Consider the following 19,992-nt stretch of genomic DNA (forward strand, 5'->3'; position numbering starts at 1 on the left):
GTCGCGTGTCAAGGCTGCGCCCTGCCCGCTATTTGTGCCAGTTGCGTAAGTCCTGGATGTTTGAAAAGTCTAATTTATTACTCGCCAGGCGACTAGAAGTCGCGGCTATACAGACAAAACCCACTTCCGTGGGTTAAAAATCCTTGAATTTGTATTAGTCCACCTCCGTGGACTAAGCTTTGTGTCCAAATGTAACAGAGGCTTAGACATTGTAAGCTGATTCGAGAGCTACTTCAGATGCGATCGCCTCATCGATTTCTTGCTGATGGACAGCATAAAAAGCCAGGGCTGCATTCACCTGAGCCTCACTCAAATCATACTCAGCAGCGATTTGCTTTGCGGATAATCCCCATTGTTGAGATGCGACCGCCAAAGTCTGCACCCGCAAGCCAGTTCCATCCAGTATTGGTACTGCTAAACCACTAGCACCCCGACGATAAGTAAGCTCAGGAAACACAGGATAAATATATTCTTCCTAGCCAGCTAACAATAATATCTTGCTAAACCAATCCTATCTTAACCTTTGCCATGAAAGTAAATCCTAATATAGGATTCCTATTTAATTTTTCAATTACGAATTACGAACTTGTACTGAGTTCAGCCGTTGGCGCAGCCTCTCGTAGAGAAGTATTACGAATTACGCTGTTTCTCCAACCATTGTAAAATCCGATTCCATGCCCACCACAGGTCAGAGTCTTGTACTTGGCGTTGACATTCTTTGCTACTCAAATAGCCAACATGACCGCCATACTGAGTGAGCAACAAATCTATTACGGGATTGCGATCGCAAGCTTCTTGTAATTCTGGTATGATCGCTGGGTCAAAAAGTGGGTCATCAGCAGCATATAAAATCAAAGTCGGTTTTGAGATTTGCGGCAATATTTGTAAAGCACTACTAGCTTGGTAATATGCTTCTACAGAAGAGAAACCTAGTCGGTTAATTACCAATTCATGATCAAAACCCCAGATACTGTTCGCCCGTTCAATTGCTACTGGGTCAATGCTTCCAGGATGAGCATCATGTATTCGCCATGCCAGTTTTTTTAAATTCTGTGCAATCCCTGCTTCCAAATATCTGCCCAAGGGCTTTGTAACTAGATAAGATAGCGATCGCTCCGAATCCAAACTCGGACAAACTACCATACTACCGCCAATATCGCTATCTTCTAATCCTAAATCTCCATGCTCCCTAATCACCTCAAGAGCGACCTTTACCGCCCATAGCGCCAATTGCCCTCCTAAAGAATACCCTGTAAACCAAAATTTCCCTGGACATCCCATTGCCTTAGCAGCAGCAGCGATGCGAACAAAATCTTCTCCCTCATACAGTCCATCAGAAGTTAGAGTCGGCGACAATTGGGCAGTTTTGCCGTGGGCACGCCAATCAAATAACACCACAGCGTATCCTTGAGCGTAGGCTTTACGTCCTAGCACTCTCAAAAACCATTCTGTCTCTAACTCTCCAGTAATGCCATAAGTACCAATAATCGTGCTATGAGCATTTTCCGGGATAGCAACCAAGCCAAAAATTGGCACACCTTGGCCACCAACAAATATTTTCTGATGATAAGAAGGTTCTGGTAATTGAATAGTACTTTCCCAGTAACGTTTTCCCCACAAAGCGGTGTATACAGTCATCATCAGACCGTTTTGTAAAAACCAAGACGGATTGTAGGGGGGAGTATAACACATCATAGACTATAAGATTTCGTGTAGTTGAGTCTTGATTTCACAGTCATTTAATCTTAATATTTATGTAAGATTTAAAAACCTTTTCATAATCGACTCAAAAATCTTTGTATCTATACAAAGGTTCTTATTTATCCTTAATCAAGTAGTAAAAATTTTTTAAGAATGCCGAGGATTCTTGTCATAGACGATGATCCAGCGATTTCCGAACTAGTTGCCGTCAACTTGGAAATGGCTGGCTACGATGTAAGTCAAGCTGAAGACGGCATTAAAGGTCAAGCGCTGGCTCTCCAGCTACAACCAGACTTGATCATGCTCGATTTGATGTTGCCCAGAGTAGATGGGTTTACTGTTTGTCAACGCCTACGTCGTGACGATCGCACCTCTGAGATTCCGGTGTTAATGTTGACGGCTTTGAGCCAAACTCAGAACAAGGTGGAAGGCTTCAATGCTGGCGCAGATGACTACCTCACCAAGCCTTTTGAACTTGAAGAAATGTTAGCGCGGGTGCGGGCACTTTTGCGGCGTACTGACCGCATACCCCAAGCCGCAAAGCATAGTGAGATTTTGAACTATGGCTCACTGACTCTGGTTCCCGAAAGATTTGAGGCTATATGGTTCAATGACACGGTGAAATTGACTCATTTGGAATTTGAGCTACTTCACTGCTTGCTGCAACGCCACGGTCAAACGGTTTCCCCCAGCGAAATCCTCAGAGAAGTTTGGGGCTACGATCCCGATGACGACATTGAAACGATTCGAGTCCATATTCGCCACTTGAGAACCAAATTAGAACCAGATCCCCGTCACCCCCGCTATATCAAGACAGTGTATGGTGCTGGATATTGTCTGGAGTTACCCGGTATACCTCCATCAAATGAAGGGGCTTCAGTAACAGTCGTGGAATGAAATCACGCTAAATTCCCTTAAACTTTGCCATTACTTAGGCAAGAACTCTCAGAAACTCTATATTCCTTACCGTTTAGTTAAGGTTATTGGTGAGGTGTGTAGAGACGTTGCAATGCAACGTCTCTACTATTGACAAGGAAATTATTTTATGCCAAGGGTATTAGAGCTTATACTGATTTTTACCCTTGAGCTAAAACCTGCTACATGACTGTCAATAATATCCTCCAATACGAATCAAATATCTGGGCAACTGCCGATTTGCTAAGGGGTTGCGGCATCAAGGAGTCAGAATGGCCATCCTATATGATGCCGTTTTTTCCGCTGGTGATGATTGAAAGCCGCTTGTTGAGGATGTTTGATGAATTAAAGGTGGAGATTGCACCCGAAGATTTGACCGAGCTAATTGAGGATAAGGGGCAGGGAAACGTTAATTAAAGAGGCTTTGGGTAAGCAGGAAGCGTTAGGCTGCGGCAAAATTGTGGTGAAGGTTGCGTTTAAGAAGGGGAGGAAAACCCAGCCAAAAAGGATTGAAATTACGGTGGAATTAATGCCGGGTTATCAGAAGGATTATGAGATTATTCCTTTCCATCGGGATGAGGTGGCGAATCCGCGGCGATCGCAGCATTTATGGCAAAATATATTACGAAGCCTTAGAGTATTTGGAAAATGTGGTAGGGGTGGAGATTAATTTTAATAAGGTGTTTTATAAGCCGGAGAAATTGCGGACTGTTGAGGAGAAATTGCGGCTCTTGATGAGGAGTTGAGGGATCTAGAGCAGTTGATGATCTTATGAAATCTTTGCAGGAGATCCAAAATGAATTACAGGCTGGAAATTTTGAATTTACGCGCCATGCTTTTAAGAGAGCGATCGAGCGCAATATTAGTGAAGCAGAGATCAGAGAAGCGAGTGTAACCGTGGAGGTAATCGAAGATTATCCAGACGATAAATATTCACCTAGTTGTCTAATTTTGGGATTTACCCAAAAAAACCGAGCTTTACATATTCAGGTTTCAAGGATCGAATCTGATGTAGTTAAAATCATCACACTGTATGAACCAGATCCTATGCAATGGACTGATTATAGAAGGAGAACTCACTAATGTTTAAATGTCATGTTTGTGGTTCAGAAGAGTCTTATACAGAATATGTCAGTGAAGTTTTTAATATTCAGGGAAAATTTCATTTAGTTGAAAATATTCCGGCTACTGTTTGCTCTCGCTGTGGAGAAGAGGTTTTTAGCCGGGAGACAACTGAACGAATTCGGGTAATGTTGCACAGTGAAGATAAACCGATCAGATCGATTTATGTGGATGTTTTTTCTTATATTGATAGTTGAAAAATTTTTTTATAGTAATAATGAGGTGATTTATGCCAATGTTGATACTTAGTAATGAGCAGGTTATTGAAATTGTCAGACAGTTGCCAGCAGAACAACAGGCAGAGATTTTTCAATTTTTATTGCTGCAACAGTGGGGGCAATGGGAGTCGTTGTCAAGCTATGGAGCAGATAAGGTGAGGTTAGTTGCTCAAGAGCGTGGTTTCAATTGGGATACGATGACTGAGCCTGAGCGTGAGGCATTTATTGATGATGTGATTCACGAGTTGTAATGCGTTACGTCGTGGTTTTTGATACTAATATTTTGTTGTCTGCTTTGTTTTCTAGCAATGGTAGCCCTTTCGCTGTCTCGCTTTGGCAAAAATTGGGCGGGTGGAGTCTGTGACTTGTCAAGCAATTTTGAATGAGTTTGCAGAAAAGCTATTGATGAAATTCAAATTTTCTCAGGAGAAGGTACAAGAATCAGTTGCAGAGGTGCAGGGTTTTTCCCGTCTAGTAGAAATTTCTGGAAATCTTAAGATAGTTAGTGCTGATCCTGATGATGATATGGTTGTGGAATCTGCGATCGCTGGTAATGCAACTCATATTGTGACAGGAGATAAACATCTTTTGCACTTAGCAAGCTATCAGAATATTGTGATTATCAAAGCAGCAGAATTTATTAATTTATTGTCTTAATGATGCCAAGATAAATATATATGAAAAATTATCTTATATAAGTCGGTCAATATCCTGTTTATGGTGGTAACGGACTACGGGGCTATTTTTAAAAATATACAAATGAAGGAGATTATATTCTTATAGGTCGTCAAGGAGCCTTGTGCGGGAATATCAACTATGCGTACCTCCCCTATCCGAACAAAAAGCGATCGCAGTAATCGCAGCAGTAGAGCCATTTGTGCCGTTGACTTTGCCGCCATTACCAAAACTGTTATTTACCAGTAATACTGGAATTTTTGCGTTATTCCTTAGTTGGTTCTTCTAAAGCAGACCCAAGAAGATGCTGATTTGCCTGCCGGACTTTAGCTGCTGCTTCATCGTAGAGGAAAGGTAAATAGGCATACCGCCGTCCTTGAGTTATGGGTGTTGCTTCGTGTAACAGGGAACAGGAAAAGACGACAGCTCCACCCGTAGGCGGTTGATAGGTTTGCTGACCAAATTCTGGAAATCGCAAACATCCACCTTCGTATTCACCCGTATTCAGGTTCAATGACACCGCAAAGCAGCGATGAGCAGTCCCTTTGGTGGTATTGTCTCGGTGGCATCTAAAGTGTCCACCGGTTTGGGCGTCATAGCAACCAACAATGTGGCGCTCCATTCGGGTCGCTTGAAACTGAAAGGCTTTGAAAATTTCGGGAATGAGGCGATCGTGAATTCGATGCATCGCCGCATTCCGCAGTTCCTCGTCGGTAATTTCCTGATCGCGCCGCCGTTTATGACCGTAATCGTACACGAGGACTGTACGACCATCGACTTCTCGCATAAAGCCGGAGTCATATCCGCCATGCAAGTCATAGAACTGAATCAGCGCCCGACACAGTTTTGGTTCAAATACTCTGGGCACAACCAAGACAGGTGCCTGAACTGCCGTCGGAACTTCTGACGGAATGGGTGGCAACTGAGCGAGGAATGCCATCAACTGAGGCACATGGCTTTCGGGTGACTCGTTAAACGGCAGCACCGCCAGCACCCGCAGACTATAATCCAGCACCAGCGTAAATTGTCTGTAATTCCCTGCGGGGGTAATGGCACCGTACTGCTGGCTAATGGCTGCATTAAAATCCCAGAAGAACCGGATGCCCGGAATATGCTCTTGAACTCGGCGCTGCTTCTCATCCTCTAGATCGACGCTCACGCCAAAGAAACAGCAGTTTTGGTCATCGAAGACTGCCCGTTGGCTCCAGATGTCTTTAAGAATGCGCTGGCTGGTCTTCACTATTGCTGAACCGAAGAAGCACAACACAATGTAACGACCCGCGATTGTGTCGAAGTGAAAATTAGCATTGGTTGTAGAAAGGGCTGTGAACCAGGGGGCTGGCTCACCGATCGTCAGGAGTCTCTGACGCATGGGCATAGGTTTCTTCGAGTTCCTAGTCAGGCTGATTTTCAGATGTAGCCTTCTTTGAGGAAAGCGGCGTTAGTAAAATGTTATCCGGGTATGGCAACGATTCATCAAAAATTCCGCCATTTGGCGTGAAATCCTGATTATGAATACTTTTTACCTAGAATAAATTGCGATCGCCTGCGGTGTACTGGAAGTCCCTTAGGCAATTTGAGTTACTTGCTGATTCACACGGGGACGGCCAAAGCGCTCCCAAGCACTCCCTCCTCGCAGAAACAGTTCTAAAAAGCGCAATGGTTCCCCGGAATCGCCTCTTGACCAACCGGAACTACCAGGAGCAAAGGCTAAAGTTCCTTCAGATACTTTGAAGCTGCCATCAGAATACACCGCATCACTGACGACATCTCCAATTCGGATCACGATCTTGGTTTGAGGCTCAAAGTTAACTGTATGCGCCGCAATCGTTGTTTTGATGTTGCCGTAGCCATCAATCCAGGCAATTCGATCTGGTGGAACATCTGGGATTTGCTCACGAGAAAGGTGATCTCCCAGAAGGCTAAAATCTTCACCCATAATCGCCGCCGCCGCCGGAGGAAACACATCCCGTGAGCGAAACTGCGAACCACCACGAGAAACGTTGACTACTCGCAACTCCTTTGTATGGTCTTTGATAAAGGAGAGGGTGTAGCCCGCATTCACACCCACTACTTTTACACCATTGGATAAAAGGGCATAAGTTAATCCTTCACCTTCATTGTCCCGACGGGCTTCGGGATCATCTTGACGAGGGGCACAGTTATGATAAATTAAGCGATCGCCAAGCCCTGGATTAAGTCCCAGTTGGGCAATCCAGAATCCCGTTGCCAAGGTACTGAATGCTGGAACCGAAAGCAAATGAATTTGGGCATCGGGTAAAGCCATTAGCAGACGTTGTGTGACTTCTGTAAATGCCGGATCTCCTGTACCGTAATCTGCAATGACAGAGATAAACATTCTGTTCCTCCTTTGTTAGGGTAGTAATTTGCAATCAACCTAATTATGAATTATGAATTATTCAGTCATCATCTGATTAGAGAGTGAAATCAGCAGACAACTGTTCATTTCACCCTTATTAGTAACCTTAAAGTCTTAGTCAACACAATGAAAACAATCACTTCACTTTTTAGCGAAGAACGCAAGCAACTCCAGACAGATATTGATAACACAACCAACATTGAGCAGATAGTTAAGCTGGTTCAGAACCGACTTGATGATCTTGAAAGAATTTACATTGAAAAGCTGAATCTGGGTCAAGTTCGTCTGGCTTCCTTTTTCCTGGATACGCTGCGACAGTCTATCGCCACTCTCGCTGCAACTAATTATCTTCAAGTTGCTCCCACAGACCAAAGGCAAATTACTAACCCAGGTACAAATTTTTTTGCCAACAGATTAATCTTGAAACTGCTACAGGGACTAATTTATATAGGTATCTTAGGTTCGTTATTCTCTTTAACTAAAACTACCCCAGGTGCATGGATGGCTATCTTATTAGCCTCTATACTTCTAGGACTAGAAGTTGTGCTTCAACTCGACTTAAACAACCAGCAAAATTCCATGTCTGAAAAGCTATTGGAATTACCTCAACCTATTCTCCGAGTTGATAGCAAAGTATTTTTAGATCACCTTGGCGATGCTCTCAACACTATCGATCTAGCAGTAGCTAGAGTAGAAGAATCGAATAAATATGAAGATGATTTAGCAATAGAAGAACTACCAGAGCTATTGAATTTTCTGCAAAGGCTAATGGGCGCATCAAAACTTGATAAACCTCAAATGGCTTATGAACTTGCCAAACTTCTGCCACAGATTTTAATGTCTCAGGGAATTAACGCTCAAATTTACCGAGCAAATGATCCTCACAGCGATCGCGGGTATTTTGACTTTGAGCCAAGTATCGACCCCGATACCAAAGATCACGTCACTCTAACTCCGGCTTTGTTGAAAGGCGATCGCTTAATTAGGCGCGGTCGGGTAATTGAGCCAGTATATTCCTCTTCTAGAGAATAATAGACAATAAGGGTATGGAAATTTTAGAAACAATCGGTTTTGATTTGGGACACGGGGAAACGGCTGTAGCTAAAGCGATAGTGGAAAGCATCGAACCTCCCCAAATGTTGGAGATTAATAACAAGAAGAACCAAATTACAGCTCTTGGTTGGCATCCCAAACTCGGTTATCTTGTCGGAGAACAAGCATTAATTCAAGCTGGCGTTACTCAACTGACAATCACTTTCAAGCAAAAACCAAACAACGATCCCAAATATCGAGAAACAATTAGTACTTTTGTCGCCACCTACTACCGCCTTTTGAAAGAAAGCAAACAACTTGCAGGTGGGGAAAGTAGCTATTTTTACATTGGTTGCCCTTCAGGATGGTCAGTTAGCGATCGCTCCGAATACCAAAAGATCCTTCAAGAAGCTGGCATTCCCCGACTAAATGTTGTACCGGAATCGCGGGCTGCTTTCATGCAAGCCAAAGAAGCTGGGAAGCTGGAGTATGACAAACTTCTGGTATCAGTGCTAATTGTCGATATTGGTTCTTCAACCACAGATTTTACTCTGGTTAAAAGTTTAGAAGAAATCCCGATAGATTTCGGGAGTAATACTTTGGGAGCATCTCTAATTGACAAGGCAATTTTTGCCCGTACTCTCACCAACCACGAGCAAAAAACATTACTCGAAAAAGTATTTCAGGAATATCCGCATCACCAAGCTCGTTGTGAACTTGCTTGCCGCAAAGCTAAAGAAGATTACTTTTCTAATGAACAACTATACAGCGATCCTGAATCCTTTGCGCGTGGCTTCGAGTCGATCAACGAACAGATTTATTTTATTCCCCAAGTTAATAAAGTGATCATGGAGGAAATTTTAAATCAACCCTTGCCTGAACTGGGGCTTAATAGTTGGGTGCGATCGTTTCACGACTCTTTAAAAGAGGCGAAAGAAAAGGTGGAAAAACTTGGAATCGTGCCGAAACTTGTGCTGATGACTGGCGGTGCATCTCGGATGAAATTTACGCACTTTCTTTGTCAGGAAATGTTTCCCGAACCAGAAACGCTGCTTCGCCCTGATCCGGAACCAGAACGGTGCATTGCAATGGGTTTAGCACGAGTAGGACGATGGGATCTGCGTGCTGCCGCTTTTAAACAAGAAGTCAACAAACTATTTACCTCGAATCAGCTTAAAGGTTTGATTGAGAAGCATATCCCGGAGTTAATCAAATCACTAACTAAGCCTTTGACAGATGGTTTGATTGTCAACGCAGTTAAACCAGGTTTAAAAGATTGGCAAAAAAACAAAATACGGACTTTAGCAGATTTGGAAACATCTTTGATCAGTCGCGCAGAACAGTGGCTCAAAAGCGATTTCGCTGTGCAGATAATTAATTATCAATGCGCTTCTTGGTTTAACAATAAAATACAACCTGATTTAGCCGCACAAACCGATCCAATATGTCGAAAATTTCAGATACCTAGAAGCAGCTTAAGATTTGAGGATAGCATTGACCCAAATTTTGTTAACCCAGAGCTACGAATTGGAGATGCGATCATTGCTGAGACAGTAGCGTTTATCGTCAATGTCATAATTGGTGGAGGCACTGTGGCTAGCATCATTACTTTAATACTAACTGGACATTTAACTTGGCCTATTGCACTAGTATATGGGGCTTCGCTTATGGCAGCAGGAATGGAGCTAAATCGCCAGAGTGTTCAAGAAGTAATCAAGACAAATGTGGATGTACCTAGTTGGATTCGTTCTAGTTTTTTGAGTGACAAAAAAATCGAGGATATGTGTGAGCAAATAAAGCCTGAGTTAGAGAAAGTTCTTCAAGAACAACTGATAGCGGATCAACAGGCTTTTGACAAACTGATTGACAAAGTTGAGCAGGGGCTTCAAAAAACCCTTTCCACCAAAGTTCAATCTTGCATAATTCTGATTCAATAACGGTGATGTGTGCCAGTAAATTAGACTTTGACCTCTCTCCAAACCTCTCTCCTTTTAGGAGAGAGGCTTTGAATCTTACTTCCCTTCCCTACAAGGGAAGGGGTTGGGGGTTAGGTCTATATTGCATTAAACTGCAAACTGCTTATCAGTGAATTAAATATGTAAATTGCTCAAAAGTCAATGATTAAAACAATAATTTTCTTATTCATCGTTGGGCTAATTATCACTGGGATTTTAATCAATCCCATTCTAGTCAGAAGGCGAAGAAACCGTCTCAAAAATCGTCCTTTTCCCCCACTTTGGAATGCCATTATTGAGAATAATCTACCCATTTATCCTTGTCTTTCTCCCGATGAACTCAGACGACTTCAGGGACATGTTCAAGTGTTCTTAGCAGAAAAGCAATTTATTGGCTGTAGAGGATTACAGGTGACGGAGGAAATGAAATTGACCCTTGCGGCGATCGCCTGTTTACTCCTACTAAATGAACGTGGGCAATACTTCCCCAGACTTCGTTCAATTCTGGTGTATCCCAATGCTTATTTTGTTGAGGAAAGGACTTCCATCGGAAATTATGTTGTTGAAGAAAGGCGTGTGGCAAGACTGGGTGAATCGTGGACAACTGACCAATTAGTAGTATCTTGGGAACAGGTGAAACTAGACAGCACTAATTGGAGAGATGGACATAACGTTGTACTTCATGAATTCGCCCATCAGTTAGATCAAGAAGATGGTAAAGCTGAAGGAGTTCCTATATTGCAACGCAACTCAGACTATCCTATTTGGGCGAAGGTAATGACAGAAGCATATCAACAACTTTGTAATGATGTTTTACAAGGTGTAAAAACGGTGATAGATAGCTATGGTGCAACGAATACCGCAGAATTTTTTGCCGTAGCGACTGAGACATTCTTTGAGAAACCGCACCAATTGCTATCCAAGCATCCGGCACTTTATGAGCAACTGCAACGTTACTATCAATTAGATCCTGTGCTATGGGCGTGAAGTAGATCCGATTGCAAGTTAGTGTTGCTTGAAGACTCATATAGTTTCATTTCTATCTCACCTGTTGATCGCAAAGCGCGATCGTCAGCAGTGCTGCTGCTGCCAGTGCTGCTATTGTGCGAACGTGGTTCCAGATTGTCCAGTTGGTCAGGTATTTAGCCCATAGGTTAGCGCCTTCAGTGCTGTCCGGTTTGGCGATCGCCAGTGCATCATTCAGTGGCACATTGAACACGATCGTCAATAGAACGGTGCCAATGAGATAGATCAGACTCCCAACAAGCAAGTAGGCAGCACCACGTTGATGCCACTTTAACACCGAGGAAACCGCTAGAAACATGCAAGCCGCAGCAGTTCCGAAAAGCGCTACCATAAATAGCGGATTGATCGCCGTGATATTAATGGATTGCATAGCGGCAATACCCTCCTTCGGTTGGAGTCGTGTAAGGGCATTCATCACAAAAGTCGAAAAGGCAAAGAAGACACCAGCCACCAGCCCGCAGCCTAGTGCCGAGAACAGTTTCAATGTGAAAAGCAAGTGATTAGTGGTTGTCATAAAGCCTCCTGTAGATTACCGCCTCTTGCGCTACCGCAAAGCTATCTTCAAGCAGCCGATAACGAGCGATTAAGCCAGCGTAATTGTTTGGCTTAATTCCGGTAAGCTATAACGGCATAAAACGGATCTCCTCCAGCTGCACCCAACCACTGTAAGAAATTCGGTAATGTTGACTTATGAACTATAACTTCTGCGGTTGTAAATCCTGGAACTGAAGCAAAGTAGGCTTTGACTAATTCCACTCGTTCTGCTTCTGAAGCCTCTCGCCAAGCTTGAATTGCCTTTTCAAAAAACATCCGGTTAGAAAAACTGATAATTGCCACACCACCGGGTTTCAGGATGCGGTAAATTTCGGAAAATACTGCTTCTGGATATTGCACATACTGCACAGATACGCAATTGAGAACAGCATCAAAATCTTCATCTGGTAAAGGTAGCTGCGGATTTTCGTTAAGATTTTGCACAAAGTAATGATTGAAGCGGGGATTACGTGCTAGTTCCTCAGCGTTGAGTCCATGTCCCTCCACATGGTCAAACTGCATCTCTTCTGGCAGATGAGACACCCAACTGCTCATCATATCAAAAATGCGGGTGTCTTGTACTGAGCGTAGCCGAAGTATGGGTTTCAGGCGATCGCGATATAAATCCGTTAGCTGTTGAATAAATCCTTCATCTACATGGGTGACGAAGCGGGGATAGGCATAGAATAGCTTATCGTCTTTGTCGTCTAATTTCAGGCGTTGATTCGGTCTTAACTGCATAAATCTCTGTTTTGGAGAACTTTTTTGGAAAATTGCGGCAATTTCAGGTATTTTTTCACAATCATTATGTAATATATTTGGTTCTTCATTACTAACTATAATTACTACTGAAGAAGCTTTTTTTTGTTAAGTCAAGTAATTTAGCAGCATTGCTATTTAAATTAGATAGCTTTGATTATAATTGGGCATTGTGTTCAAGTCTTGCTTAGGGTTTTGATACATTCTGTTTTGAGAAGGACTAAATTATCAGTCTCCAAAACTGCACAAGAGTTAATTAATGTCGCTAACACAGGTAAAGCTTTCTGTAACTTGGCATTCGCTTCTTGTGCTGCTGGCTGATATTGTTGTAGCCAAGTGTTTTTAGTTATATATTCTGGCATGAATGCAGAACGTTCTAATAGCCAGAAGGTTACGTGGTATTTTTGGATAAAGTCTTTAATCTGGATAATATCTTCAGTATATTGGGCATTAATCAGGTCAACCATCCTCTGGTGAATTTGAGCATAATATTTTGTATGAAACGGTAAAGCATATTCTTTACCCACCAAAATTGTTCTTTGAGCAAAGATAGGTATGTTATCTGCTTCCCCGGAAGTAGAGGCTATGACAATATTTGGTGGTTGCTTTTGCAAAAAATTATATAATCTTGGGACTTTGCCCTCTAGATAAGGGGTTTTAGGAAAAACTTTTAAGCTGAAGCTGCTAGGATACAAAACGAGTCCTGCACCAAAAATCATAATCGTCCCCAAGATGAAAATTTGTCTCCCATTTTTTCTCGACCATTGAAGTGTAGCATCTAAAATCAAGGTAATAGAGATTGCTGCTGCGATCGCAAGTACCATCTTAAAAGTATGATGGGTGTAGCGGCTAGGCCAGTGCAGTTGAAAAGCTAAGGCATGGGCAATAAAAAACATTATTAAACTAGCTAATACTACCTGTAGTAATAGTTTGACTTCATCCTTTAGTTGCTTGGTTAGGAGAAAGTGAGACTGGAATTTCAGGATAATTGGTAATAATAAACCAAATAATAGTTGAGGAGGTGAAATTAAAGCAAGAAAACCACTATCTCTACCAAAAAGCCAATAATTAATAATATTATCACTAAAATAGCTGACTCTTCCTCCATCCCAGTAGTCCGGCATAGTTCTCGCAACAGCAGCAGTAATTGCCGGACCAAATTGTGATGATTGAATGGCATAAGGTAAAATTCCAATACCAGCAATCATCATCGCTGCTGCAAATAAAATAAAATCTTTTCGCTTCTGAGAAATAGTTATCTGCCCATTTTGCCAGTGAAATAATCTTAGAGCTAAAATTAATAAATCGACAAAACCTATTAAAGGGTATATTAAACATTGGAGTGCAAGTACAATTAATATACCTAACCCAGAAGACCGGATTAAATAATATATAAAAGCTAAAAATAGGGGATAAATAAAATCTCTAGGAGTAGCCGAAAATAGATCATCATGCATACAAAGACTTTGATTTAAAAGTAAAGATGCGATAAACCCCACCATTGGCACTGGTAATATCTCCATACAGACTAGAAAGCAATAACTAGTTGTAATTAGTCCCAGTACTATTGGAAAAATTTTGCTAAAGAAAGTTAGATCGATATCTAAAGCCGCAATTATTTTATAAAGAATACCATATCCAATTGGTGTCACCGACTGAAAATAATCAGCGATTAAATCCCCAGGAAATAAATCTGGGTTAAAGTAACGATACATCCAAGAAATATATTCGCGTGCATCGTCGCTGACTATATATTTACTACTGAAAGCTTGTCGCAGCCCCATAAGAATATAACCAACAGCAAAAGTTAAACTTAGACTGTACCAAAAGATGACAGTCAATCTAGATTGATTTTGTCTGCTATTTGGAATAATAGGTGTTGTTAAAACTTTTTGTAATTGGGGAATTAGCATTGTGCGCGTCCATGTCTGAATAAATCGTGTTAATTAGGAAAATCAAAAGCTTTCTTGAATTTTTCTGATTGTAGAATCTTCAAGTACTAAGTAAATGTCACTGTAAAAGGGGTTCGGAAATATTCAGACTTCATGTTGGGTTTCACGTTGTTCTACCCAACCTACGAATGATTAAATTCCATACCCGTTGCTTGCCCATGCTAGATTTCAGCTAGAACTTGTGCAAGGCTTTTCTGATCAGTCATAAGTTGATAATATATAATTATTAGCTTGAGCTACTTGATTATACTTAGATTTTGGTTCCCGATCGCCCTTAAAAAAACTTTGCGATTTACTTATTTTAGTTTGTTAGTTTGGATACTGCCCTTATTACTATTTAATTCTGGGCACAATAGTCTAATGGCACATGATGAAGGGCTTTACGCATCGCGTGCGCGTCTGATGTTTGATTCTGGTGATTGGATAGCTCCTTGGGAAAAGCCACATCATAAAACTCCTGGCCCTTATTGGTTAATTGCCAGTTCTTACAAGCTGTTTGGTATCAGTGATACTAGTGCGCGTCTTCCTAGCATGATTGCTGGCATTTTTAGCTTATGGCTTGTGTATGAAATCGGCAAAATTATGCTAGGCAAAAAATTAGCAAGGCTAGCTGCTGCAATTTTAAGTGTAGAATTTCTCTGGCTGCAATACTGTCGCTTAAGTACACCTGATGTACCGATGGTTTTCTTGGTACTTTTAGCGATTTGGTCTTTAATACAAACAGAATTACATCCGAAATCTCGCTATTTTTGGAGTTTTCTAGCTGGTTTAAGTTTAGGTTTAGGCTTCTTAGTCAGAAGCTTTATGATTTTTTTGCCAATTATAGCTTTATTCCCTTATTTAATTGGGGAACATCGCCGTCATCGTCATCTTACTAACCCAATTTTATATTTAGGCTTTTTCATAGGTTTAATACCTACTGCTGTTTGGCTATGGTTAAGCTGGCTGCGCTATGGAAATCAAAGTTTTGAAGAGTTGTTCAAGTTTGTTGTGCAGCTAAGTTCTGAGGATCGTTATAATAATGGTTCCCTGTTCTATATATGGAATATCCCTTTAATAGCATTTCCTTGGGCTTTTTTCGGGATTTTAGGTTTATTTTTGACTCTCCGTCGTCCCATTGTTCGCTACCAGTTAATATTAGTTGGCTTTCCACTTGTCTTATTTTGTGAACTTAGTCTTTTTACCACTCGTTTCCCTCACTATAGTCTTTCCCTTTGTCCGTTCATAGCTTGGTTGGCATCTGTGGGTTTAAACTGGTTAGGCAATATTTACCAAATAGAAATTCCCCCACAATTACCTTTTCAAAAGGCGAAAAAAAATATATTAAACCTTTTTGCAAAGAAGAATCTTCCTCGAAATCTCAGTTATGGCTTTGGTGGCTTAGGTGTTTTACTGGTAATAGCGAGTATTGGCGTTCTTACTTGGGGTGGTTCTGACATCCGCAAGTATGCAACTATTGGCTTGGCTATGGGCCTGGGTTGGTTAATTTTGCCTGTAGTGTGGATTAGTCGTTACCACTTTGGCAAAAAGTTTCTCACATCTGATTACTGGATTGCAGGTTGGTTAATTCCCTGTTGGCTAGCTTTGGCAACGATGGGTAGCATCGGTCTGTTAAGTGACTATAACCCGGTTTTGAGAACTTTTTTACAACAAAGCGCGATCGCCTCAATTATTCAAACTCATCCTATCTACTTTGTGGAAATAGACGCCAAAACCAAAGTACTGCTTAATTTCTATTTTTATACTCGCCCCCAACCAGTAGCTTCTATTTCTCAAGTACCAGCTTTGGGCTATGTTTTGATCTATAATGATCAATCCCCGAAATTATCTCGCCCTCACCGGATTATTGGTACAGGAAAAGAGTATCAGTTGATTCAAGTTCTTCCCTAAGAGAGATGGAAAGCCACTCTTGCTAAATCTAATGAGTCCAGGTAAGATAATAGTACGTACCCTAACTATTATGGCAAATGGTTTCTATATCTAATCACTCCCCAGGTTTAGAGTCGTGGCAGCAAAATCTCGCACCATACAATTTGGGCTACAGAATCAAATTAGTCTCGCAACTGCTGAGTCGCAAGTTTACTGAGAGGCTAGAACCCTTTGGACTGACACCATTTCACTGGTTGGTGTTGTGTTGTCTTTGGCAAGAAGATGGTTTACCTACTTCTTGTATTGGGGACAAACTCAAACAAGTGGGAGGGACTTTAACAGGCGTATTAGATCGGATGGAAGAACGCGGCTTGGTGCGCCGAGAACGCGACACCCACGATCGCCGCATCTGGCGGATCTGGCTCACAGATGCAGGTAAGGAACTAGAAGCTGTCTTACCGCCAATCGCCGCAGCCGTGCGTGATGAAGCGATGGACGGTATTTCCTTTGCTGACCGGGAACTGTTTTCCCAAATCTTGAATCGCGCGATCGCTAATCTCTCCTAAAAGATTATCCCATAATCACCCGACCGGGTGAGGCACTGTGAAGATTTATTTTGAGATAATATTACGCATACTAAGGAAATAAAGTTTTTTTCCGGGAATATTACGCATTCTAAATAAACGAGTATCAATCAAATTATTCAACGAACAAGCGAGTTAACAATCATGGGCACTAATACTTTGAACGGACGCAACGGATACAAAACCCCAATTTTAGAAAAAGAAGTGATTCCTGATTTAGAGACTTTAGAAGTTGTGACAGCAGAGACATCGGCAACAGCAGAAGCACCTGTTGTCACTCCTGAGATCGAGAAAGAAGTTCCAGCTAAGCGGAAAAAACCGACTGGTTTAATTTTGGCAGGCTTAGGTGTGGGTGCGATCGCCGCAGGTATTTTTGGTTATCACTACTGGCAATATGCCTCCACCCACCAGGAAACAGACAACGCCACCGTAGCCGGAAACATTCACCAAATTAGTAGCCGCATTCCCGGAACTGTAAGTGAAGTGCTGGTGAATGATAACCAACTGGTGCAACCGGGACAATTGTTAGTCAAGTTAGATCCACGAGACTATCAAAGTAAAGTGCAACAAGCCGCAGCTGCGCTAGAAAATGCGCGTGGACAGGCGCAAGCCGCCCAAGCAAATATTGCCTTAACTTCACAAACCACCACTGGTAAGACAAGTCAAGCGCAGGGAGATGTTAGCAGTGCTGTTGCAGCAATTTCTACAGCCCAAGCAGCAGTACAAGAAGCCCAAGCTGGGATACCGGCGGCGCAAGCTGAAGTCAGACTAGCCCAAGCGGGGATTCCTGCCGCCCAAGCGCAGGTAGCGCAAACAAATGCGAATTTGGAAAATGCCCAAGCAGATTACAATCGTTATAACGAATTGTATAAAACAGGTGCAATTCCTCGTCAGCAATTAGATACAGCCAAGGCAGCTTATGATGTGGCTACGGCACAAAAAAACGCGGCTATTCAGGGAGTGGAACAAGCCCAAGCCAAGTTATCCTCCGCGAAAGTTGGTGTCGCCAAAGCCCAGTCTCAACTAGCACAAGCGCAAGAAAATGTCACCAACGCCCAAGCTAAATTGGCAGCATCCAAGGGAGGATTGCAACAAGCTACCGCCGGCGGACAAGATACAACAGTAAAACGTAGTCAATACGATGCGGCAAAAGCGGCGATCGCGCAATCAGAAGCATCGCTCAAAGACGCACAATTGCAACTATCTTACGCCAATGTTACCGCCCCCAGTGCTGGACGAATAGGTAAGAAAAACGTGGAAGTTGGCAACCGAGTCCAATCGGGAACACCATTAATGGCGATCGTGGATAACAACTATTGGGTAGTTGCGAACTTCAAAGAAACCCAATTAGAAAAGATGCGCCCAGGAGAACCAGTAGAAATCAAGCTGGATACTTTCCCTCATCATACCTTTGTTGGTCGTGTTGACAGTGTTTCCCCAGCTTCCGGCGCTCAGTTTGCTTTATTGCCACCGGATAACGCTACAGGTAACTTTACTAAAGTTGTCCAACGCATCCCAGTAAAAATAGTTTTCGACCAAAAGAGCATTCAAGGGTACGAATCGCGGATTACACCTGGGATGTCTGCGGAAGTTGCTGTGGAAGTCAAGTAATACCATGTCCGCTAAATTACCGATAAAGAACCCCACCCCCAATCCCTAAGAGCCTGCGGGGAGGGGAGCTAAAAGCACAGCTTTGGCGGGGTGGGGTTCCAGGTTTTATGGTTAATTGCCCGGACATCATTACAGGAGTTTTCATGTATTTGAACCACATCTGTCGTAGGGGCACAGCAATGCTGTGCCCCTAGCGCGTGGTCTATTTACCTGAAAATAGCTGTAAATACCAAATTTGCTGCAAACAGATGAAAAACCTCTTTCTAGCTGTGATATGTTTCTACATCTATGGAGAGGCACATAGAGATGAAGTGAGATGATATTTATGAAAGCAGATTGGTATAAAACAAACTTGACATGAAAAAACCGCTACTACCTGCATTAAAGTCAAAAAATTACCAGTTGTTTTTTGCTGGACAAGGTATTTCCCTAATTGGGACATGGATGACCCAACTTGCGACGATTTGGCTAGTTTATGACTTAACAAAGTCCCCATTAATGCTAGGAGTTGTGGGATTTTCGAGTCAAATTCCTAGCTTTTTTTTAGCTCCCTTTGGCGGAGTGTTTGTAGATCGCTTTTCTCGGTATCGTACCTTAATTAGTACGCAAGTCTTAGCGATGATTCAATCGTTAACATTAGCAGTGCTGGCGCTCACTGGTGTGATTGAGGTATGGCACATCATCGTCTTGAGTTTGTTTCAAGGATTTATTAACGCCTTAGATGCACCAGCCCGCCAAGCTTTTGTGCCAGAATTGGTTGAACACAGAGAAGATTTAGCCAATGCGATCGCGATCAACTCTACTATGATCAACGGTGCGCGATTAATTGGCCCTGCGATCGGGGGTTTATTAATTGCTCGCGTTGGAACTGGCTATTGTTTTTTAATTGATGGTTTGAGCTACATTGCTGTAATCGCCGCTTTATTGGCGATGCAAGTTAAACCTTGGAAAAATGTGATACCTGACGGTAATCCCTTGCAAAAAGTCAAAGAGGGATTTGTATATGCCTTTAGCTTCCCACCGATTCGATCTGTCTTATTGCTATCAGCTTTAGTTAGTTTTATGGGACTGCAAAACACTATTCTCGTACCAGTTATGGCAGAACAAGTTCTCAAAGGTGGTGCAGAAACTTTGGGATTTTTGATGGCGGCATCTGGAGTTGGAGCCTTAACTGGTGGTATCTATCTAGCTACGCGCCAAACAATCTTGGGAATTGGGAAATTGATTGCCTTAGCTCCAGCAATTTTAGGAATTGGTCTAATTGCCTTTTCTTTGTCTCGATTTTTACCGCTTTCCTTATTTACAATGTTATTTGTTGGCTTGGGAACAATTCTTCAGATTGCTGCTAGCAACACATTTTTACAAACAATTGTTGAGGACGACAAACGCGGACGATTAATGAGCTTATACACGATGTCATTTTTGGGGATGATTCCCGTGGGTAATTTATTAGGAGGTTTATTAGCAAGTCATATTGGTGCTTCTAACACTTTAATTATTGATGGTATAGCTTGTATTATCGGGTCGATTATTTTTAGCAGACAGTTGCCTGCTTTAAGGAAAATAATGCGTCCAATTTATGAGCAAAAGGGCATTATTATCACGACTCAGGAAGTTTAAGATAGTTAACCGCAATTAGATTTAGATTTAGATTTAGAT

General features: G+C 42.2%; 22 protein-coding genes. 15 read left to right on the plus strand and 7 right to left on the minus strand.

The genetic code is table 11. The features are described from left to right. Positions 1–202: 202 nt before the first annotated feature. Together HWQ38_RS35230 and HWQ38_RS35235 are read right to left on the minus strand one after the other, a co-directional pair. Positions 203–457: a DUF433 domain-containing protein gene (locus tag HWQ38_RS35230; protein ID WP_292803503.1), complete on the minus strand. Its 255-nt coding sequence runs from the start codon at positions 455–457 to the stop codon at positions 203–205. Between the two features lie 173 nt (positions 458–630). Continuing rightward, entirely contained in the window at positions 631–1,695 is a 1,065-nt protein-coding gene (locus tag HWQ38_RS35235) for an alpha/beta fold hydrolase (protein WP_292803506.1), read from the minus strand. A 159-nt stretch (positions 1,696–1,854) separates the two neighbouring features. On the opposite strand from HWQ38_RS35235, the gene HWQ38_RS35240 reads away from it, so the two are divergent. The 8 genes from HWQ38_RS35240 to HWQ38_RS35275 all read left to right on the plus strand — a co-directional run bounded on the left by HWQ38_RS35240 (position 1,855) and on the right by HWQ38_RS35275 (position 4,920). After that, positions 1,855–2,598: a response regulator transcription factor gene (locus HWQ38_RS35240; protein WP_292803508.1), complete on the plus strand. Its 744-nt coding sequence runs from the start codon at positions 1,855–1,857 to the stop codon at positions 2,596–2,598. A 204-nt stretch (positions 2,599–2,802) separates the two neighbouring features. Then, positions 2,803–3,033: a hypothetical protein gene (locus tag HWQ38_RS35245; RefSeq protein ID WP_292803511.1), complete on the plus strand. Its 231-nt coding sequence runs from the start codon at positions 2,803–2,805 to the stop codon at positions 3,031–3,033. A gap of 158 nt (positions 3,034–3,191) precedes the next feature. Further along, a complete protein-coding gene (locus HWQ38_RS35250) occupies positions 3,192–3,362 on the plus strand; it encodes a hypothetical protein (protein WP_292803514.1) in 171 nt (56 codons plus the stop codon). Between the two features lie 25 nt (positions 3,363–3,387). Beyond that, the gene (locus HWQ38_RS35255) at positions 3,388–3,699 is read left to right on the plus strand and encodes a DUF4258 domain-containing protein (protein WP_292803517.1); all 312 of its coding nucleotides are present in this window, start codon (positions 3,388–3,390) and stop codon (positions 3,697–3,699) included. Beyond that, positions 3,699–3,935 carry a YgiT-type zinc finger protein gene (locus tag HWQ38_RS35260; protein WP_292803520.1) on the plus strand — a complete coding sequence of 79 codons (237 nt, stop codon included), beginning with the start codon at positions 3,699–3,701 and terminating at the stop codon, positions 3,933–3,935. The genes HWQ38_RS35255 and HWQ38_RS35260 overlap by 1 nt, the downstream gene beginning before the upstream one ends. A gap of 32 nt (positions 3,936–3,967) precedes the next feature. Then, the gene (locus HWQ38_RS35265) at positions 3,968–4,207 is read left to right on the plus strand and encodes a hypothetical protein (protein ID WP_292803522.1); all 240 of its coding nucleotides are present in this window, start codon (positions 3,968–3,970) and stop codon (positions 4,205–4,207) included. A 109-nt stretch (positions 4,208–4,316) separates the two neighbouring features. Further along, complete coding sequence (locus HWQ38_RS35270) at positions 4,317–4,613, plus strand: putative toxin-antitoxin system toxin component, PIN family (protein WP_292803525.1); 297 nt, start codon at positions 4,317–4,319, stop codon at positions 4,611–4,613. A 142-nt stretch (positions 4,614–4,755) separates the two neighbouring features. Further along, entirely contained in the window at positions 4,756–4,920 is a 165-nt protein-coding gene (locus tag HWQ38_RS35275) for a hypothetical protein (RefSeq protein ID WP_292803528.1), read from the plus strand. On the opposite strand, the gene HWQ38_RS35280 is transcribed toward HWQ38_RS35275, so the two are convergent. Together HWQ38_RS35280 and HWQ38_RS35285 are read right to left on the minus strand one after the other, a co-directional pair. Next, complete coding sequence (locus HWQ38_RS35280) at positions 4,897–6,009, minus strand: 2OG-Fe(II) oxygenase (protein WP_292803531.1); 1,113 nt, start codon at positions 6,007–6,009, stop codon at positions 4,897–4,899. The two genes, HWQ38_RS35275 and HWQ38_RS35280, sit on opposite strands and share 24 nt — an antisense overlap. Positions 6,010–6,198: 189 nt before the next feature. Further along, entirely contained in the window at positions 6,199–6,990 is a 792-nt protein-coding gene (locus tag HWQ38_RS35285) for an S-adenosyl-l-methionine hydroxide adenosyltransferase family protein (protein ID WP_292803534.1), read from the minus strand. Positions 6,991–7,137: 147 nt separating this feature from the next. Here HWQ38_RS35285 and HWQ38_RS35290 point away from each other — a divergent pair, with 147 nt between their 5' ends. The 3 genes from HWQ38_RS35290 (at position 7,138) to HWQ38_RS35300 (ending at position 10,985) form a co-directional block, all read left to right on the plus strand. Beyond that, positions 7,138–8,043, plus strand: coding sequence for a hypothetical protein (locus HWQ38_RS35290; protein WP_292803537.1), 906 nt, complete (start codon positions 7,138–7,140; stop codon positions 8,041–8,043). Between the two features lie 14 nt (positions 8,044–8,057). Next, on the plus strand, positions 8,058–9,980 hold the full coding sequence (locus HWQ38_RS35295) for an Hsp70 family protein (RefSeq protein ID WP_292803540.1): 1,923 nt from the start codon (positions 8,058–8,060) through the stop codon (positions 9,978–9,980). Positions 9,981–10,160: 180 nt separating this feature from the next. Continuing rightward, positions 10,161–10,985 (plus strand): M90 family metallopeptidase, encoded by an 825-nt coding sequence (locus HWQ38_RS35300; RefSeq protein ID WP_292803543.1) that lies wholly within the window; start codon positions 10,161–10,163, stop codon positions 10,983–10,985. Positions 10,986–11,037: 52 nt separating this feature from the next. On the opposite strand, the gene HWQ38_RS35305 is transcribed toward HWQ38_RS35300, so the two are convergent. The 3 genes from HWQ38_RS35305 to HWQ38_RS35315 form a co-directional block, all read right to left on the minus strand. Next, positions 11,038–11,394 carry an anthrone oxygenase family protein gene (locus HWQ38_RS35305; protein ID WP_366933382.1) on the minus strand — a complete coding sequence of 119 codons (357 nt, stop codon included), beginning with the start codon at positions 11,392–11,394 and terminating at the stop codon, positions 11,038–11,040. A 236-nt stretch (positions 11,395–11,630) separates the two neighbouring features. Further along, positions 11,631–12,299: a class I SAM-dependent methyltransferase gene (locus tag HWQ38_RS35310; protein ID WP_292803549.1), complete on the minus strand. Its 669-nt coding sequence runs from the start codon at positions 12,297–12,299 to the stop codon at positions 11,631–11,633. A 194-nt stretch (positions 12,300–12,493) separates the two neighbouring features. Continuing rightward, positions 12,494–14,230 carry a hypothetical protein gene (locus HWQ38_RS35315; RefSeq protein ID WP_292803553.1) on the minus strand — a complete coding sequence of 579 codons (1,737 nt, stop codon included), beginning with the start codon at positions 14,228–14,230 and terminating at the stop codon, positions 12,494–12,496. A 399-nt stretch (positions 14,231–14,629) separates the two neighbouring features. On the opposite strand from HWQ38_RS35315, the gene HWQ38_RS35320 reads away from it, so the two are divergent. The 4 genes from HWQ38_RS35320 to HWQ38_RS35335 all read left to right on the plus strand — a co-directional run bounded on the left by HWQ38_RS35320 (position 14,630) and on the right by HWQ38_RS35335 (position 19,953). Further along, entirely contained in the window at positions 14,630–16,159 is a 1,530-nt protein-coding gene (locus HWQ38_RS35320) for a glycosyltransferase family 39 protein (RefSeq protein ID WP_292803556.1), read from the plus strand. 77 nt (positions 16,160–16,236) lie between these two features. After that, complete coding sequence (locus HWQ38_RS35325; RefSeq protein ID WP_292803559.1) at positions 16,237–16,704, plus strand: MarR family transcriptional regulator; 468 nt, start codon at positions 16,237–16,239, stop codon at positions 16,702–16,704. Between the two features lie 162 nt (positions 16,705–16,866). Beyond that, complete coding sequence (locus HWQ38_RS35330) at positions 16,867–18,333, plus strand: HlyD family efflux transporter periplasmic adaptor subunit (RefSeq protein WP_292803562.1); 1,467 nt, start codon at positions 16,867–16,869, stop codon at positions 18,331–18,333. A 357-nt stretch (positions 18,334–18,690) separates the two neighbouring features. After that, positions 18,691–19,953, plus strand: a complete 1,263-nt coding sequence (locus HWQ38_RS35335; protein ID WP_292803565.1) for an MFS transporter — start codon at positions 18,691–18,693, stop codon at positions 19,951–19,953. Positions 19,954–19,992 lie beyond the last annotated feature (39 nt).

Origin of the sequence: Nostoc sp. NMS7 (assembly GCF_017115085.1) — a bacterium.
In the GTDB taxonomy this organism is placed as follows: domain Bacteria; phylum Cyanobacteriota; class Cyanobacteriia; order Cyanobacteriales; family Nostocaceae; genus Nostoc.

Bases quoted from the DNA above. Each gene is read 5' to 3' on its own strand.
- HWQ38_RS35235 (WP_292803506.1), bottom strand. From the start codon at position 1,695: ATGATGTGTTATACTCCCCCCTACAATCCGTCTTGGTTTTTACAAAAC.
- HWQ38_RS35240 (WP_292803508.1), top strand. From the start codon at position 1,855: ATGCCGAGGATTCTTGTCATAGACGATGATCCAGCGATTTCCGAACTA.
- HWQ38_RS35245 (WP_292803511.1), top strand. From the start codon at position 2,803: ATGACTGTCAATAATATCCTCCAATACGAATCAAATATCTGGGCAACT.
- HWQ38_RS35250 (WP_292803514.1), top strand. From the start codon at position 3,192: ATGAGGTGGCGAATCCGCGGCGATCGCAGCATTTATGGCAAAATATAT.
- HWQ38_RS35255 (WP_292803517.1), top strand. From the start codon at position 3,388: ATGAAATCTTTGCAGGAGATCCAAAATGAATTACAGGCTGGAAATTTT.
- HWQ38_RS35260 (WP_292803520.1), top strand. From the start codon at position 3,699: ATGTTTAAATGTCATGTTTGTGGTTCAGAAGAGTCTTATACAGAATAT.
- HWQ38_RS35265 (WP_292803522.1), top strand. From the start codon at position 3,968: ATGCCAATGTTGATACTTAGTAATGAGCAGGTTATTGAAATTGTCAGA.
- HWQ38_RS35280 (WP_292803531.1), bottom strand. From the start codon at position 6,009: ATGCCCATGCGTCAGAGACTCCTGACGATCGGTGAGCCAGCCCCCTGG.
- HWQ38_RS35285 (WP_292803534.1), bottom strand. From the start codon at position 6,990: ATGTTTATCTCTGTCATTGCAGATTACGGTACAGGAGATCCGGCATTT.
- HWQ38_RS35290 (WP_292803537.1), top strand. From the start codon at position 7,138: ATGAAAACAATCACTTCACTTTTTAGCGAAGAACGCAAGCAACTCCAG.
- HWQ38_RS35295 (WP_292803540.1), top strand. From the start codon at position 8,058: ATGGAAATTTTAGAAACAATCGGTTTTGATTTGGGACACGGGGAAACG.
- HWQ38_RS35300 (WP_292803543.1), top strand. From the start codon at position 10,161: ATGATTAAAACAATAATTTTCTTATTCATCGTTGGGCTAATTATCACT.
- HWQ38_RS35305 (WP_366933382.1), bottom strand. From the start codon at position 11,394: ATGCAATCCATTAATATCACGGCGATCAATCCGCTATTTATGGTAGCG.
- HWQ38_RS35310 (WP_292803549.1), bottom strand. From the start codon at position 12,299: ATGCAGTTAAGACCGAATCAACGCCTGAAATTAGACGACAAAGACGAT.
- HWQ38_RS35315 (WP_292803553.1), bottom strand. From the start codon at position 14,230: ATGCTAATTCCCCAATTACAAAAAGTTTTAACAACACCTATTATTCCA.
- HWQ38_RS35320 (WP_292803556.1), top strand. From the start codon at position 14,630: ATGGCACATGATGAAGGGCTTTACGCATCGCGTGCGCGTCTGATGTTT.
- HWQ38_RS35325 (WP_292803559.1), top strand. From the start codon at position 16,237: ATGGTTTCTATATCTAATCACTCCCCAGGTTTAGAGTCGTGGCAGCAA.
- HWQ38_RS35330 (WP_292803562.1), top strand. From the start codon at position 16,867: ATGGGCACTAATACTTTGAACGGACGCAACGGATACAAAACCCCAATT.
- HWQ38_RS35335 (WP_292803565.1), top strand. From the start codon at position 18,691: ATGAAAAAACCGCTACTACCTGCATTAAAGTCAAAAAATTACCAGTTG.